Annotated in this window: 11 protein-coding genes and 1 tRNA gene; 3 read left to right on the top strand and 9 right to left on the bottom strand. The window is 68.5% G+C overall.

Annotation, left to right across the window (positions count from 1 at the left end):
* Positions 1-62: 62 nt before the first annotated feature.
* On the bottom strand, positions 63-2,609 hold the full coding sequence (locus tag OV208_RS40250; protein ID WP_267579288.1) for a response regulator: 2,547 nt from the start codon (positions 2,607-2,609) through the stop codon (positions 63-65).
* Complete coding sequence (locus OV208_RS40245) at positions 2,606-3,352, bottom strand: sensor histidine kinase (protein ID WP_267579287.1); 747 nt, start codon at positions 3,350-3,352, stop codon at positions 2,606-2,608. Before OV208_RS40245 ends, OV208_RS40250 begins: the two co-directional genes overlap by 4 nt.
* A 232-nt stretch (positions 3,353-3,584) precedes the next feature.
* Between OV208_RS40245 and OV208_RS40240 the strand changes: the two genes are divergently transcribed.
* Both OV208_RS40240 and OV208_RS40235 read left to right on the top strand, forming a co-directional pair.
* On the top strand, positions 3,585-4,025 hold the full coding sequence (locus tag OV208_RS40240) for a response regulator (RefSeq protein ID WP_244238205.1): 441 nt from the start codon (positions 3,585-3,587) through the stop codon (positions 4,023-4,025).
* 8 nt (positions 4,026-4,033) lie between these two features.
* Positions 4,034-6,184 (top strand): sensor histidine kinase, encoded by a 2,151-nt coding sequence (locus OV208_RS40235; RefSeq protein WP_267579286.1) that lies wholly within the window; start codon positions 4,034-4,036, stop codon positions 6,182-6,184.
* Between the two features lie 60 nt (positions 6,185-6,244).
* On the opposite strand, the gene OV208_RS40230 is transcribed toward OV208_RS40235, so the two are convergent.
* The 5 genes from OV208_RS40230 to OV208_RS40210 are packed head-to-tail and all read right to left on the bottom strand — an operon-like array spanning position 6,245 to position 9,591.
* Complete coding sequence (locus tag OV208_RS40230) at positions 6,245-7,279, bottom strand: hypothetical protein (protein WP_267579285.1); 1,035 nt, start codon at positions 7,277-7,279, stop codon at positions 6,245-6,247.
* Positions 7,276-8,262 carry a hypothetical protein gene (locus OV208_RS40225; RefSeq protein WP_267579284.1) on the bottom strand — a complete coding sequence of 329 codons (987 nt, stop codon included), beginning with the start codon at positions 8,260-8,262 and terminating at the stop codon, positions 7,276-7,278. Before OV208_RS40225 ends, OV208_RS40230 begins: the two co-directional genes overlap by 4 nt.
* On the bottom strand, positions 8,253-8,858 hold the full coding sequence (locus OV208_RS40220; RefSeq protein WP_267579283.1) for a hypothetical protein: 606 nt from the start codon (positions 8,856-8,858) through the stop codon (positions 8,253-8,255). The genes OV208_RS40225 and OV208_RS40220 overlap by 10 nt, the downstream gene beginning before the upstream one ends.
* Complete coding sequence (locus OV208_RS40215; protein WP_267579282.1) at positions 8,858-9,232, bottom strand: hypothetical protein; 375 nt, start codon at positions 9,230-9,232, stop codon at positions 8,858-8,860. Before OV208_RS40215 ends, OV208_RS40220 begins: the two co-directional genes overlap by 1 nt.
* A gap of 20 nt (positions 9,233-9,252) precedes the next feature.
* Positions 9,253-9,591 (bottom strand): hypothetical protein, encoded by a 339-nt coding sequence (locus OV208_RS40210; RefSeq protein ID WP_267579281.1) that lies wholly within the window; start codon positions 9,589-9,591, stop codon positions 9,253-9,255.
* 468 nt (positions 9,592-10,059) lie between these two features.
* Here OV208_RS40210 and OV208_RS40205 point away from each other — a divergent pair, with 468 nt between their 5' ends.
* Entirely contained in the window at positions 10,060-11,832 is a 1,773-nt protein-coding gene (locus tag OV208_RS40205; RefSeq protein ID WP_267579280.1) for a serine hydrolase domain-containing protein, read from the top strand.
* A 204-nt stretch (positions 11,833-12,036) separates the two neighbouring features.
* Here the strand turns inward: OV208_RS40205 and OV208_RS40200 are convergent, their stop codons facing one another.
* Both OV208_RS40200 and OV208_RS40195 read right to left on the bottom strand, forming a co-directional pair.
* Positions 12,037-13,020, bottom strand: coding sequence for a pyridoxal-phosphate dependent enzyme (locus OV208_RS40200; RefSeq protein ID WP_267579279.1), 984 nt, complete (start codon positions 13,018-13,020; stop codon positions 12,037-12,039).
* A gap of 775 nt (positions 13,021-13,795) precedes the next feature.
* A tRNA-Arg gene (locus tag OV208_RS40195) sits at positions 13,796-13,869 on the bottom strand.
* Between the last annotated feature and the right edge of the window lie 288 nt (positions 13,870-14,157).

Here is a 14,157-nt window from a genome sequence, read left to right as displayed (position 1 = left end):
CGCGGAGGGCCGGGCTCGCCACCGACATGGCGAGCCCGGTGCCGGACAGACGGCTCAATCGCTCAGGCGGAGGTGCCCCGCCTGCGCGCTTCCTCGCGGGGATCGCGGCCGGTGACCGTGGCCAGCACGCTCACCAGCTCCGCGGGATCGATGGGCTTGGGCACATGCATCTGGAAGCCCGCGAGCAGCGCCCGGGTGCGGTCCTCCATCCGGGCGAAGGCCGTGAGCGCGATGGCCGGCGTGTGTCCTCCCTGATCCTCGGGCAGCGCGCGCAGCCGGCGGATGAAGGAATAGCCATCCTCGCCAGGCATCCCGATGTCGGAGAGCACCACCTGGGGGCGGAAGAGCCGCAGCTTGTCGAAGCCCTCCCGGGCACTGGCCGCGGTGACGACCAGCGCCCCACGGCTCTCCAGCACCACGGAGAGCAGCTCCCGCGCATCGGGTTCGTCGTCCACCACCAGCACCTGGAGGCCTTGCAGGACCGTCATCGGCAGGTGCGGAACGTCCAGGCGCGCCGTGGCCGGCACGGGCAGCTCCATCATCCCGGTCGCGGTCTTCGCCAGGGGCAGGGTCAGGGTGAAGCGCGTGCCCTGGCCTTCTCCCTCGCTGAAGGCCTCGATGACGCCTCCATGCAGGTCGGTGAGGTGCCGCACGATGGCCAACCCCAGGCCCAGGCCCCCGTGCTTGCGCGTGGAGCTTCCATCGACCTGCCAGAACCGCTCGAAGATCTGCGACAGATAGGCCTGGGGAATGCCCTGGCCGGTGTCCTCCACGTCGATGCGGACGGTGCCTTCCTCCCGGCGCAGGCGCACGGTGACCTGTCCGCCCTTGGGCGTGAACTTGATGGCGTTGGAGAGCAGGTTCCAGACCATCTGTTGGATCCGGTCCGCATCCCCGTGGATGGAGCCGATGTCCGGTGGCCGGTCGAACTGCAGCGCCACACCCTTCGCCTCGGCCGCGTGGCGCACCGAATCCAGCGCGGCTTCGATGCAGTCGCAGGGCTTCACCGCCTGGATCTCCAGCCGCAGCTTGCCGGTGATGATCCGCGACACGTCGAGCAGGTCCTCGATGAGCTGGGTCTGCACCTGCGTGTTGCGCTCCACCGCTTCCAGGGCCCGCGCGTGCTTCTCCGGCGCCAGTTGTCCGGAGCGCAGCATCCGCGTCCAGCCCAGCATGGCCATCAGCGGCGTGCGCAGCTCGTGGGAGACGGCGGCGAGGAACTCGTCCTTGGCGCGGTTGGCCTGTTCGGCGACCAGATGCTCGGCCTTGGCCATCTCGAACAGCCGGGCGTTGTCGATGGCGATCTCCGCCCGCCGCCCCAGCTCCTGCACCAGCTCCAGGTCGCGCGCGGTGTAACGGCGACCCGAGCGCGATGCGCACACCTGGAGCACGCCGAACACCCTCCGCTGGGCCCAGAGCGGAACCACGAGCCATGAACCCGGCCGGAGCTGTCCGTCGGAGCCCAGGGCCTCCACGGAGCCCAGGGCCTCCTGGAGGTGCTCGTCGGTGAGCTCGGGCTCCAGCTCGGCCTCGCCCGTGCGCAGCACCTGGGAGATGCCTCGGAGGGCGTTGGCGGGCGGAGGGAACGCGCGGTGCTGCTCCCGCAGGAGTGGCACCCGCGAGGGGTCGGCGTGGGCCACCATCGCCTGGCGTACGGGGGCGTCATCCTCCAGGAGGTAGACAGCGCACCAGTCTCCCAGCCGGGGGAGGATCAGCGCGGCGAGTTGCTCCAGGGTGGCGGACATCTCCAGCGAGGCGGTGAGCATGGTGCTCGCCTCCGCCATGAAGCTGAGCGTCTCCGCCGCGCGCTTCTGATCATCGATGTCCGTGCACGTGCCCAGCCACTGGATGAGGCGACCGTGGGCATTGCGCAGGGGCAGGGCCTGGATGAGGTGCCAGCGGTACGCGCCGTCCGCATGGCGGCGGATGCGGCCCTCGCATTCGAAGGGCGTTCCCGACTGGCGGCACTCGCTCCACCGTCCAAGACAGCGGGGGATGTCGTCCAGGTGGAGCACTTCGCGAGCCACATGGCGCTCCTTCGACGTCTCCTCCCGTGACTGCCTGGCGCGCAGGCCGGTGTAGTCGTACCAGCGCTGGTTGAAGTAGTCGGGGCGACCGTCGGGGCCGGCGGTCCAGACGATCTGCGGAAGCGCCTCCGCGAGCGCCCGGTGCTGCTGCTCCGCCAGGTGCAGCCGCATCGACTGACGCAGGCTCTGTCCCAGGTGTTCGGCGGTCAGCTTCGTCTTCGACAGGTAGTCGGAGGCGCCCGCCTTCATCAGGTCCACGGCGGTCTGTTCGTTCCCCTGGCCCGTGAGCACGATGATGGGGGAGCGCGGCCCGCGCCGCCCCAGCTCCCGCAGGACCTGGAGCCCATCTTCTCCAGGCAGCAGGAAGTCCAGGAGGATGATGTCGAAGGACTGTCCACCCAGGTGCGCGAGCGCTTCCGCGCCACTGGTGGCTTCCACCACCTCCGCGGCGATGCCTCCCTGACGCAGGAGCCGCTGGACCATGAGCCGGTCGACCTCGTCGTCGTCGACGAGCAACAGCTTGAGGCGTTCCTCCGTGTCCGGACCGTCCACGGGGCGCGAAGGCGCTGGAGCATTACTCACGAGCGCCCCGCTTCGTTCCGGGGCCAGGTGAAGTGGAAGATCGCGCCCTCGGAGGATTCGACCCACACCCGACCGCCCCGGCCTTCCACCAGCTTCTTCACCACGCACAGGCCCATGCCGGAGCCTTCGACCTTGTCGCGCGCGACGAGCGTCTGGAAGGGGGCGAAGATCTTCTCGTGGTACGCGGACGCGATGCCAGGACCGTTGTCCGCCACCGAGAAGTGGTGGAAGCCCTGCGTGTCTCGCGCCTCGACGCGCACCCGGAGGTCCTTGCCATGGGCATGTTTCAAGGCGTTGGAAAGAAGGTTCATGAATACCTGCTGAAGCGGAAGGTGCTCGGTGAGGAGGGTCGGCATGCCGGGGCCGACTTCGAGCCGCGCGGTGTCGCCACCCGGAAGCCGCGCCATCACGGTGTGGACCAGGGCGCCAACGTCCACGGGTTCGGGGGCGTGCGAGGCGCGGCCCGCGCGGCTGTATTCGAGCAGCCCTTCGAGCATGGACTCCATCCGGTGCACCCGCCCGCGCAGCAACTCCAATTGCCGGCGCGACTCTTCCCCGAGCCGGGGGCCCAGATCCTCCTCGATCCACTGCGACAGGTTGGCGATGCCTCGCAGGGGGGCTTTGAGGTCGTGGCTGGCCACGTACGCGAATTGATCGAGGTCGGCGTTGTTCCTTCGCAAGGCTTCGCGGAGCGCGTGGACTTCGGCGATGAGGACTTCCTTCGGCTTCTGGGTGTCGTCCATGAAGAGGGGTGCCCAGTAGAGGCAGAGCCTGGGCCGGCGCTGCGGGCTTCATTCAGGGCTCCGGTTGGTTGGAGAACAGAGGCCTGCCGTGCTGGCTTGGAGTGGGACCGGGCAGGCGTCCTGTCGCGTGTCGGGAAGGGAACACGGGGCACCCATCCGTTGCCAGGAGCAGGAATGTGAACGCTAGAAGGGCGGCGTTTGAGACGTGGCCCTCACAAGCTCAAGGATCCGGATGACCGCTCCCATGGTTGGCGACAAGAGCGACAAGACCCTGAACATCCTGCTCATCGAGGACGACGAGGTGGACGTGATGAACGTCCGCCGTGCCTTCAGCAAGAACCACATCGCCAACCCGCTCTACGTGGCCTCCAACGGTTTGGAAGGGCTGGAGGCGCTGCGCAACGGGACGGTGCCCGAGGGACGCCGGCTGGTGCTGTTGGATCTCAACCTGCCGAAGATGAACGGCATTGAGTTCCTGCGCGCCCTGCGAGCGGATCCCCAGTTGAGGACGACGTCGGTGGTGGTGCTCACCACCTCCGCCAACGAGCGCGACAAGATCGACGCCTACGATCTCAACGTCGCTGGCTATCTGCTCAAGCCGGTGACGTTCCTGAGCTTCGTGGAGGTGATGGCCACGCTCAACAAGTACTGGACCCTGGTGGAGATGCCCTGAGCGGTGCCATGCGAGACGTGAATCAAGGCAGCGCCCCCGCGGACGGAAGCTCCCTCCAGGATGCACCCTTCCTCGCCGGGGACGGAGAGATGGCGCGGCGCATGCGGGAGTTCGACTGGGCGAGCTGCCCGGTGGGGCCGGTGGATCAGTGGCCCCAGAGCCTGCGCACGGCGGTCAGCATCTGCCTGTCGTCCAGGCACCCCATCGAAATCTGGTGGGGACCGCAGTTCGCGCGCCTCTACAACGACGCGTACCGCCCCTTCCTCGGCGCGCACAAGCACCCGCAGTTCCTGGGGCGACCCGGATGGGAGTGCTGGGGAGAGATCTGGGACGTCATCGGCCCGATGCTCGAAGGCGTCCGCGCCACCGGCAAGGCGACGTGGTCGGAAGACTTCCCGTTGATGATGTGGCGCAACGGATATCTGGAGGAGACCTACTTCACGTTCTCCTACGCGCCGCTCTGGAACGAGGACGGCACGGTGGGCGGCATCTTCTGCGCCTGCGCGGAGACGACCCCGCGTCTGCTCAGCGAGCGGCGGCTCCGGCTCCTGCGCGACCTGGGCGCGCAGACGGCCACGGCCACGGTGCACGAGGCCAGTGCGCATGTGATGAAGTCGCTCGCGGGAGGCGTCGCGGACGTGTCGTTCGCGCTGCTGTACGAGCTGGGGCCCGGCGACACCGGAGTCCGGCTGGCGGCCTCCACGGGGTTCTCGGCGGGCGCCGAGCAGCTCGGGATGGGGGAGAGGAACGCCTGGCCCTTCGCTGAGATTGTCCGCACGCAGCGTCCCGTCCGCGTGAACCTTCCGGACGCGCAGGTCCCCTGGCCCGGAGGTGCGTGGCCCGAGCCGTCCCGGGAGGCGGTCGTGCTCCCGCTGTTCCGTTCAGGGGAGAGCACGCTGCAGGGCTTCCTGGTGATGGGGGTCAACCCGCGGCGTTCGCTGGATGACGCGTACCGGGACTTCTTCGAACTGGCGGCAGGCCATGTCGCGACGACGCTCTCCAGCGCGCGGGTGTTCGAGGAGCGGACGCGGTTGCTGGCCCGCGAGCAGGCGGCGCTCGCGGAGGCCGAACGGCAGCGCTCGCGGCTGGAGATACTCTTCCAGCAGGCCCCGGCGGGCATCTGCGTGCTGCGGGGGACCGACCATGTCTTCGAGTTCGCGAACCCGCGCTACATCGAGCTCGTCGGCGATCGGGACGTCGTGGGCAAGCCCCTGCGTGAAGCGCTGCCGGAGTTGAAGGAGGTCATCGTTCCGTTGCTGGACCGGGTGTACGCCACGGGTGAGCCGTTCTTCGGCAACGAGCTCCAGGTGCCGCTGCGTCGTACAGAGCAGGTCCAGGACTACTTCTTCAACTTCATCTACCAGCCCATCTACGACCCGTCAGGAACCATTGAAGGCATCTCCGTCATCTCCTTCGAGGTGACCGAGCAGGTCCACGCGCGCCAGCGGTCGGAGCGGCTCACCCAGGAGTTGGAGGCGACGAACCAGGATCTGGATCAGTTCGCCTATGTCGCGTCCCACGATCTCAAGGCGCCGCTGCGAGGCATCGCGAGCCTGTCGGAGTGGATCGAGGAGGGGATGGCGGACAAGATGAGCGACGAGACTCGCCAGCAGATGGGGTTGCTCCGGGGACGGGTGCACCGGCTGGAGGCGCTGATCAACGGCATCCTGAGCTATTCGCGCGTCAGCCGGACCCGGGAGAAGGTGGAGACGGTGGACGTGGGGGGGCTGCTCGTGGAGAGCCGGGACCTGCTCGCGCCGCATCCCGAAGCGAGCATCGTGATTGGAGCCGGGATGCCCACGCTCCAGGTGGAGCGGGTGCCGTTGCAGCAGGTGTTCCTGAACCTGATGAGCAACGCGCTCAAGCATGCGGGCCGGGTGGACGCGAGGATCGAGATTGCCTGCGCGGACGCGGATGCCTTCTACGACTTCACGCTGAAGGACAACGGGCCGGGGATCGACCCCCGCTTCCACGAGCGCATCTGGGGCATCTTCCAGACGCTGGAGGCGCGCGACAAGGTGGAGGGGACGGGGATCGGGCTCTCGGTGGTGAAGAAGATCGTTGAGACGCGGGGAGGGCGGGTGGCGGTGGAATCGGAGCCCGGTGCGGGGGCGACGTTCCACGTCTACTGGCCCAAGCGGCCCCGGGTGCATGCGTAGCCCCAGGTTCCTTATCCGGGCTGGCTCACCCCAGGCTGCGACGCAGGGTTGAGCTCCGCATCATGCGCTTTCGGGGAGGGTGCACAGCCAGGAGTGGACGGTGGCCTGCAGCACCTCGCGCATCGCGGCCGGGGCACGGAGCAACGCCCGCTTGAGCTGGCGTGCTTCTGCCTCGATGATCCCGCTCGCGAGCAGCCGGGCCCAGTCCCTCGCGTCGCTGCCGGACTCGCGGCGCAGCAGCAGCCATGGACGGCTCCAGGCGCCGGCCTGACGGTCCTCATGGGCATCGATCAGGTCGTCTAGAATCCACAGCGCCCGCCCGGCGGCCAGCACCGAAGCCCGCTCCGCCATCAATCTGTTCCATGCTCCGTCATCATGGCGGGCACATGTCAGGGCCATGGTCCACATCGGCAGCGCGCTCTTGGCGCGGAGCCTCGCCCACAGGCGGGCCAGGGACGTGGGCTCGGTGGCGCGGAGCGTGAGCCAGGTCTCCGCCTCATGCATCCGCTGTATCGCCGTGGCGAACTCCTGGCGGAACGCCGCGCTCGCCGAGCCCAGCTCCAACTCGGTGAAGTAGCGGAGCACGATGCCCTGCAGGAACCGGACGATGACGTGCTCCGCCGGCTGGAATTCAGGGCGGCGGCCGCACAGGAGCTGCTCCATCCCGCCGGGGCCCATCAGGTCCGAAAGCTGTCGCGCTTCGGCAGGCAGGTGGTCGCACACCGCGTCGAACAGGACGATGCCGAAGTTGAACCAGGCTGCGCGCGTCGCCGCTGCGGCGTCCGGCGTGCCCAGCAGCCACTCGGACAGGGCCAGGCCCTGCGCGTAGCCGAACCCCAGCACCCGTGGCAGCGCCAGTGGCGACACGCCCGCGGCGGGAAGGCCGCGATAGAGCGTGTCCAGGTTCACGTGAGGGTCGGTCCGGAGTGTCAGGTCGTGCCACAGTCGACCCCCGTCCACCATGAGGTCCTGCCGGAGCCGGGTGTAGCGGCCGGGGTCGAGCAGGAGCCCGCTTGGGCGGAGTTCGGCCGACAGCGCTGCTCGCAGGCGGGAGACATACGCCGTGGCGCGCTCATCGTCCGGTGCGACCGTCATGCGACCGGCTCCGTTCCCAGCGCGGCAACGCACGTCGCGGTCGTGTACAGGCGATGCTGATCTCGGAGCACCACGCCGGTTCCCAGCGCGTCGACACGCCAGGGATCTCCGGGGCCTGGCTCGAGCCGCTCGGGGTGCGGGATGCACAGCACCGGCTCGCTGTCCCAAGCCCCATCGGGCTGCTGATGGTCCGCGAGCCACCTGCATCCCCGCGCGAGCGCTCCATCGTGGGCCCCGGCGGACCGGAGGACCTGGACGGCCAGCGCCGTGGCGAACGGGCAGGGAGGGTCACCTGCTCGCAGGCCAAAGCCACCCTCCCGGGCCTGCCACGCGGCCACGCTGGCCGCCGCGCGCCGCACGGCTGGAATCGCGCCCAGGGCGAGCCCCAGCCGGCACGCCAGGCTCGTAGGGTACAAAGGCGTATTCCACCAATAGGAGTGCCACAGGCCGTCGCCGCGCTGCCGGGACGCCAGGAAGCTCCAGGCCCGGCTGGCATGCGCGGCATGATTGGAGGATTGCGCGAAGGCCAGCCCCGCCGCGGCCGTGACTTCGACGTGCGGCGAGCACCAACCCTGGATTTCAAAGTGGTCGGGCAGGCCCATGAACTGGCGGATGGGCGCCGCCGAGCAGTACGTCGGCACGCCGCCGGTGGCGGGGGCCTGCGCGCGAACCAGCGAGTCCAGGCCGGACGTCACCACGGCATGGTGGGGAAGGCGCGTTCCCAGGAAGTGAAGCACGTAGGCGGTGGAGTCCGCGTCGGTGGGGACACCGGCATGGTAACCCCAGCCGCCATTCCGCCGGGCGCTGCCCACCAGGGCCCGGGTCGCACGCTCCAGCGGCTCGGGTGCCAGCCGCAGGTGCGCGAGAATCGCCGCGCAGTAGCCCGTCACCCACTCGGTGCTCTCACCCGCGAGGGTCTGGAAGTCACGCCAGTATCCATCGGCGCTCTGGTGCCGCGCGAAGTAGTCGGCCGCTAGATCCAACTGCCGCCGCCACCGCCCGTGGAGGGGGGCGCCGGGAAGTTCACGTTGAGCTGCGCGCCCTGGGTGATTGTCGGCGAGCTGTTCCACGAGCCTCCCTCGACGCACCGCTCGAAGACGTTGCCGGTCGCCTCGTCCCATATGACGAACGCCCCTCCTTCCCCGCGGAATTTTGGAAAGTCATCGCTGGTCGGGAACGTGGCTCCATTGCCACCGAAGAAGTGGTTCTCCAGCGCCTCGGCATCGAGCTCGGTGCCTCCGACCGAGTGGACCATTTCGTGGAACAGCACGGCGGTCGCGCGCGCCTGGGTGCCCCCCAGCGCCGTGTTGCACAGCGAGACGTTGGCCGACCCGATGCTGTCGGTGAACCCGTCCAGGTTCGTGCAGCCGGGGCAGTCGATCACCAGGCTGCAGTTCAGCCGGTCCTGGAGCCGATCACGAACAGCGATCAGGCACGGCAGGTTCCAGCCTCCCAGCACCCGCGCGATGCGGAGCATGGCGGTGTTGAGGACTGCCTGCTGAGCGGTGTTGCAGTTCGGGACCTCGGTGCCGCCGCCCGTCCAGCTTCCTCCTTCGGTGTGAGTTTTGAATGTCGCCATCAGCCCCCCCGGTTCTCGCTGGCGTACTGCCAGAAGATGGCGACGCCGGCTGACACCGGCTCGTCCTGGGTTCCAGCGACGTGATAGGTGCCCAGCAGCGCGGCCCTGGCGTGATGCTTCACCTTCGCCACCTCGCCGCGGAACTGCACGGCGCCCCTGCCTTCCAGCTTCAGCTCCAGTTGGACCTGGTCGCCGGCCGATTTGCCCTGGACCGTGCCCCGCTGTTCGGGACCGGGCTCGTGTGTCCCGATGAGGGTATAGCTGACCGTTCCCTGGATGGATGTGTCGCCGTCCAGGACCAGGGTGGCCCTGGCCTGAAATCCCTCGGCGTCGCTGAGGACGCCGCTCCACTCGCCCTTGAGTACGCTGCTCATTCGGCTCTCCTGTCCGCTCGCTAACGGCGCATCGAAGCGGCAGGCATCGGTTCGCCCGAAACGGCCTGCCATGTCGCGTAATAGGACTCAAGCTGCACGCCCTGCTGGGTGAGGAGCCGGGTCATGGCTTCGGAGGAGGACTTTCCGGCGGGTGTCTGCATGAATTCGTCCATGTCCAGCCGGGTGCGCCAGAAGGTCATGAGCATGGCGCCCTTGCCCTCATCACGGAACAGCAGGGCCTGGATGAGGCCTGGCACGAATTCCGGCCGCATCTCTTCGCGGATCCGGGTGAGGCCACCAATGATGGTTTTGGATTCCGCTTCCCCGAAGACCGGGATCCGAATGGCCGTCGCGTACATGGCTGTTCTCCTACGATGGACGACTGTCTTGTCCTTGTCTGGCGTGCCAGCGCTTCTCCACAGGGCAGGCTCCAGGCGGTCCCATGGCTCGCTGCGACTCACGTCTGGACCTGGCGGTACTCAGCGCGCTCCTGAAGTGCAAGATGTGCTCACTTGGGCGTCGCTGCGTATCAGGCGGAGGTGCACTGACACCGTGGCGTGGAGGACTGAGCTTGCCCGGGCTTCGTGGACAGGTGGGTTACGCAGCCAACGGCACCTGTGAGGCGGCCTTCTCGAACTCGACGGGGCTGACGTAGCCACGCGAGGACTACAGCCCCTCGCGGCGCAGCAGCGCTCCCCCCGCACCGGGCTTCGTGCCGCGGTCCGCTTCCTCGAGGATTCGTGCAGGTGGGTGGCAATGATCTCCAGGGCTCCCCGTAGGGCGAGGACGCGGCGACCCCCCTCGCTCCTCCACCAGGAACTCCCACCATGTCCCCCACGTCCCACGTCCCGCTGGGAGCTCTGCTGGCCCTGCTCTGGGTCTCCTCTTTCGCCCACGCGGCGGATGCTCCCATCCCGTCCCCGGAGGACGCCGCGAAGCGGCTGGTGGGCGTCTGGGTGGGGGAGGCCGCCTACGGCCCCGAGGTCCAGGGCGAGCTCACGGTGTTCAAGGAGGGCGACGTGTGGCGGGCGAACATCGCCGGCTTCGAGGGCGCCGGGCGGCTGGAGAAGAACACGCTCACGCTGAGCCTGCCGGGAGGGCAGGGGACGTTTCGTGGAACGCCGAGCGCCGATGGGAAGCTCGTCCGGGGCCACTGGGTGCAGCCCCGTGTCGTCGTTGGTGGCGTGCAGTACGCCACGCCAGTGGAGCTGCGCGCAGTGCGTAAGGGCGTGTGGCGGGGCACGGTGACTCCGTGGGCGGACCGGCTCACGCTCTACCTGGTCGTGCATGCGCGGCCGGATGGCTCCCTCGGCGCGTACTTGAGAGACCCGGAGAAGGGCTTCGGTCGGCAATTCGCCTTCAACGTCTCCATGACGGGCAGCGCCGTGAAGCTGGTGGACCCCCGGGGGCCGACGACCCTCGAGGGCACCCTGGACGAGCGCTTCGGTCGGCTGACGGTGCCCATCCTCTTCCTGGGACCCATCCATTTCACGAAGCGGGAGCGGAACCAGGCCGTGGGGCTCTATTCGCGCACGCCCGCGTCGGGGCCCTACGCCTACCGTCAGCCCCTCGCGGAGCAGGACGGCTGGGCGACGGCGTCCCTCGCGGACGTGGGCATGGACCTGGCGCCCATTGCCGCCCTGGTGCAGCGCATCCTCGACACGGAGCCGGGCCCCACGCCGGGGCCGCTCATCCAGGGCCTGCTCATCTCCCGGAAGGGCAAGCTCGTCGTGGAGGAGTACTTCCAAGGCTTCGACAAGGAGCGCCTGCATGACCTGCGCTCCGCGTCCAAGACGCTGGCGCCGGTGCTGGTGGGCACGGCGATGGAGCAGGGCGCGAAGCTGTCACCGCAGACGCCCGTCTACTCGCTGTTCCCCACCTACAAGAGCGCCGCGCCCATGGACCCGCGCAAGTCACAGCTCACGCTGGAGCACCTGATGACGATGACGTCGGGGCTCGACTGCGACGACAACAACGACGACTCCCCGGGCAGCGAGAACCGCCTCCAGGACCAGGAGATGGATTGGTACACGTACACGCTGGACCTGCCCATGGGGCGGGCGCCAGGAGGCGCGGAGGCGGTGTACTGCTCGGCGGGCATCAACCTGGTGGGCGGCATGGTGCGCAACGCGACGGGGACGTGGCTGCCCGAGCACTTCGAGCGCACCGTGGCCGCGCCCCTCCAGTTCCGTCGCTATGCGATGAACCTGATGCCCGATGGTGAGGCGTACCTGGGCGGTGGCCTCTACGCGCGCCCTCGCGACGCGCTGAAGCTGGGCCAGCTCTATCTCGCGGGCGGCGTGTGGAATGGAAGACGCGTGGTCAGCAAGCGCTGGGTCGAGCGTTCCGTGGCGCGCCACTCCGTCATGAGCCCGGACCGGACCTACGGGTATGCGTGGTGGCGCCACGAAGTGCGTGTCGGTGAGCGCGTCTACGCGGAGTATGAGGCGGGCGGCAACGGCGGCCAGTACGTCATGGTCATCCCGGAGCTGGAGCTCACGGTGATGTTCACAGGGGGCAACTACGGCCAGTTCAACATCTGGAAGACATTCCGGGAAGAGCTGCTGCCCCGCTACATCCTGGCGGCCGTGCGTCCGTAGCGGGAGCAGCCCGGGCAAGATCAAAGGGCGGGAGAGCCGGGTTTGTGGACACCGGAGGATGTCCACGACGATGCCGAGAAGAGAGCGCAGGGAGTACGCGCCGGAGTTCAAAGCCCGGGTGGTGAAGCAGGTGCTGGAGGAGGGCAAGTCCGGGGCGCGGCGCCGTGAAGAAGTCCATCTGCGCCGTGCTGCTCGCCATGCAGTTCAGGGGCCCGCCGGCACATCCTTGGCAATCGCTCGGCGGGAGGCCTGCTCCTCGCGCCACGCCACGAGCTTCGTCAGGTCCACTGCAATCCCGCCGCAAACCACGAGGAGGGGCCGGCGATAGGGGGTCAGTACGTCGAGCCCCTGGTACGCAACCGCGAGCGCGGCGCCACAGGCGGGTTCGACGAGGATGCGCAGGTCATCGGCGAACTGCAGGCACGCATCGAGCGCCTGCGTATCGCTCACGGTCACGCTGTGGACCGGGTGGCGGCGCGTCCATTCGAAGGCCGCGGGTGCCACGCGCTTGGCGCCAAGCGTGGTGGCGATGGAGGTAATGGCCGGCAGGGTGACGAGCTTGCCGGCGTTCACAGCGGCGTGCAGTGAAGCGGCACCCTCGGTCTCCACGGCGATGACCGGCACGTGCGCCAGCTTGTTGCGGTGTAGCCCCTCCAGCACCCCGCACATGAGTCCGCCGCCTCCTACCGCGCAGACCACCACGTCGAAGCCATCCTCGGCCTGGGCCACCGCCTCGTCGATAAGCGTGGCGTTGCCGTCCCAGATGTCCGGGTGGTCGAACGGCGGCACGTAGACGGCTTCCCCGGTGCCACATCGGCGCAGGGCCTCTTCGTTGGCCTCGTCCCAGACGGAGCCGTGCACGACCACCGCCGCGTCGAGTGCGGCAATCCGCCGACGCACCGACTCCGGTGTCGAATGGGGGACCAGGATGGTGGTGGGCACTCCCAGGGCACGCCCGGCAACCGCTGCGGCGAAGCCGGCATTGCCACCGGAGGGACAGATGAACTGTCGCGCGCCGGTCTCCACCGCCCGCTGGCAAAGCCTTCCGATGCCGCGCAGCTTGAAAGAACCGGAAGGCTGCAGGCTCTCCATCTTGAGGAGTACGGCCTTGCCGAGCGCAGCTGAGAGCGCGTCGTGCGGGAGCAGGGGGGTGGTGATGTGTAGAGGGCGCATGATGGTGGGAAACACTATACGAATCGGGGCACGCTCATGGACGTTCGGATTGTGATTGGTCGTTGATGGCTGATTGAATCATTCAGGGCGGGCAGGGCGTCCTGGTGTGTCATGGCACCGGCGGCGCAGCAGCTCGGTCGCCGGGCCGTGGAAGTGGAACGGGAGGAGCGCTACTGCGAGGCCGCCGCACGCCGGCTGGAGGCGGGTTGCGTCGCGCTCCGACGCGCAGCCTGAGCGCTCCTCGACTCTGAGGAACGTTTCCGGTTTTGCCCCCTCGAATGAGGGCAAGAACCACTCCAAGAATCCCCGGAGTTTCGATGAGCCCGGAGTGGATGGCCCCATCGGTCCGGTCCGCGCCCGACCGTCGGTCTTGCCGAAGGTCGGCGCCCGATGCCCTCCTGCCCTGACATGGACAGACGCACGGCAGGTGCCTGGTGAGGTGGGCGGCGCAGCGGGAGGAGGGCGTGGTGAGGAGTCGTTGCCGGCGGGCCTTCACCGGGCACCTCTCTTCTGACTGGATGCATCCGGCGGCGTGGATGCCTGCCCGGTGGCGGCGACGTCCTGTTCCGCGAGGCTCACCAAGGCGTCGCGGAACGCCTTGTAGGCGTAGAGCCCACTGCCGGTGGTCGCGCCGTCCACCCGCCAACCGTGCGGTGGAAAGTGCGGGTGAAGGTTTTCGGGGAGACGGCCGGGAGACGAAACCCCGCCAGAACTCCCACGGCCCTACAGCTTGAGTGTCCGCTCCCCCCGGACCCCTGATTTCCTCAGTGGGTCCGGGGGGGGTGGACAGCGACCCCGACAGGAATCGAACCTGTGGCCTGCGGTTTAGGAAACCGCCGCTCTATCCAACTGAGCTACGGGGTCGAAGCGCTGCAAGCCCCTTATATCAGGGCGAAATCACCTCGCAACGACCGTGAGGTGACGGGGGGTGGGTCAGCGGCGTGGGAGTCCGATGGGAGTTCCGGGCCCGTCGGGCCGGCCCATGTCATCCGGCAGTCACTGGGCATCATGACGAGGGGCTCCGGGCGAGCAGAGCGCGATGCGGCCAAGGCCGCCGCGTTCGCCGCTGTGGACGTCTTGGAGCGGCTCGCTAACTACCTCCACATGCAGGCCGGACATGGCCCCCATCCCTGGACGCACTGCACCGCGTGC

Origin of the sequence: Corallococcus sp. bb12-1 (assembly GCF_026626765.1) — a bacterium.
In the GTDB taxonomy this organism is placed as follows: domain Bacteria; phylum Myxococcota; class Myxococcia; order Myxococcales; family Myxococcaceae; genus Corallococcus; species Corallococcus terminator.
This window is presented reverse-complemented; position numbering and strand designations above follow the sequence as displayed.

Excerpts from the sequence above, each read along its gene's own strand:
- OV208_RS40245 (WP_267579287.1), bottom strand. The coding sequence starts at position 3,352 with ATGGACGACACCCAGAAGCCGAAGGAAGTCCTCATCGCCGAAGTCCAC.
- OV208_RS40240 (WP_244238205.1), top strand. The coding sequence starts at position 3,585 with ATGACCGCTCCCATGGTTGGCGACAAGAGCGACAAGACCCTGAACATC.
- OV208_RS40235 (WP_267579286.1), top strand. The coding sequence starts at position 4,034 with ATGCGAGACGTGAATCAAGGCAGCGCCCCCGCGGACGGAAGCTCCCTC.
- OV208_RS40230 (WP_267579285.1), bottom strand. The coding sequence starts at position 7,279 with ATGACGGTCGCACCGGACGATGAGCGCGCCACGGCGTATGTCTCCCGC.
- OV208_RS40220 (WP_267579283.1), bottom strand. The coding sequence starts at position 8,858 with ATGGCGACATTCAAAACTCACACCGAAGGAGGAAGCTGGACGGGCGGC.
- OV208_RS40215 (WP_267579282.1), bottom strand. The coding sequence starts at position 9,232 with ATGAGCAGCGTACTCAAGGGCGAGTGGAGCGGCGTCCTCAGCGACGCC.
- OV208_RS40210 (WP_267579281.1), bottom strand. The coding sequence starts at position 9,591 with ATGTACGCGACGGCCATTCGGATCCCGGTCTTCGGGGAAGCGGAATCC.
- OV208_RS40205 (WP_267579280.1), top strand. The coding sequence starts at position 10,060 with ATGTCCCCCACGTCCCACGTCCCGCTGGGAGCTCTGCTGGCCCTGCTC.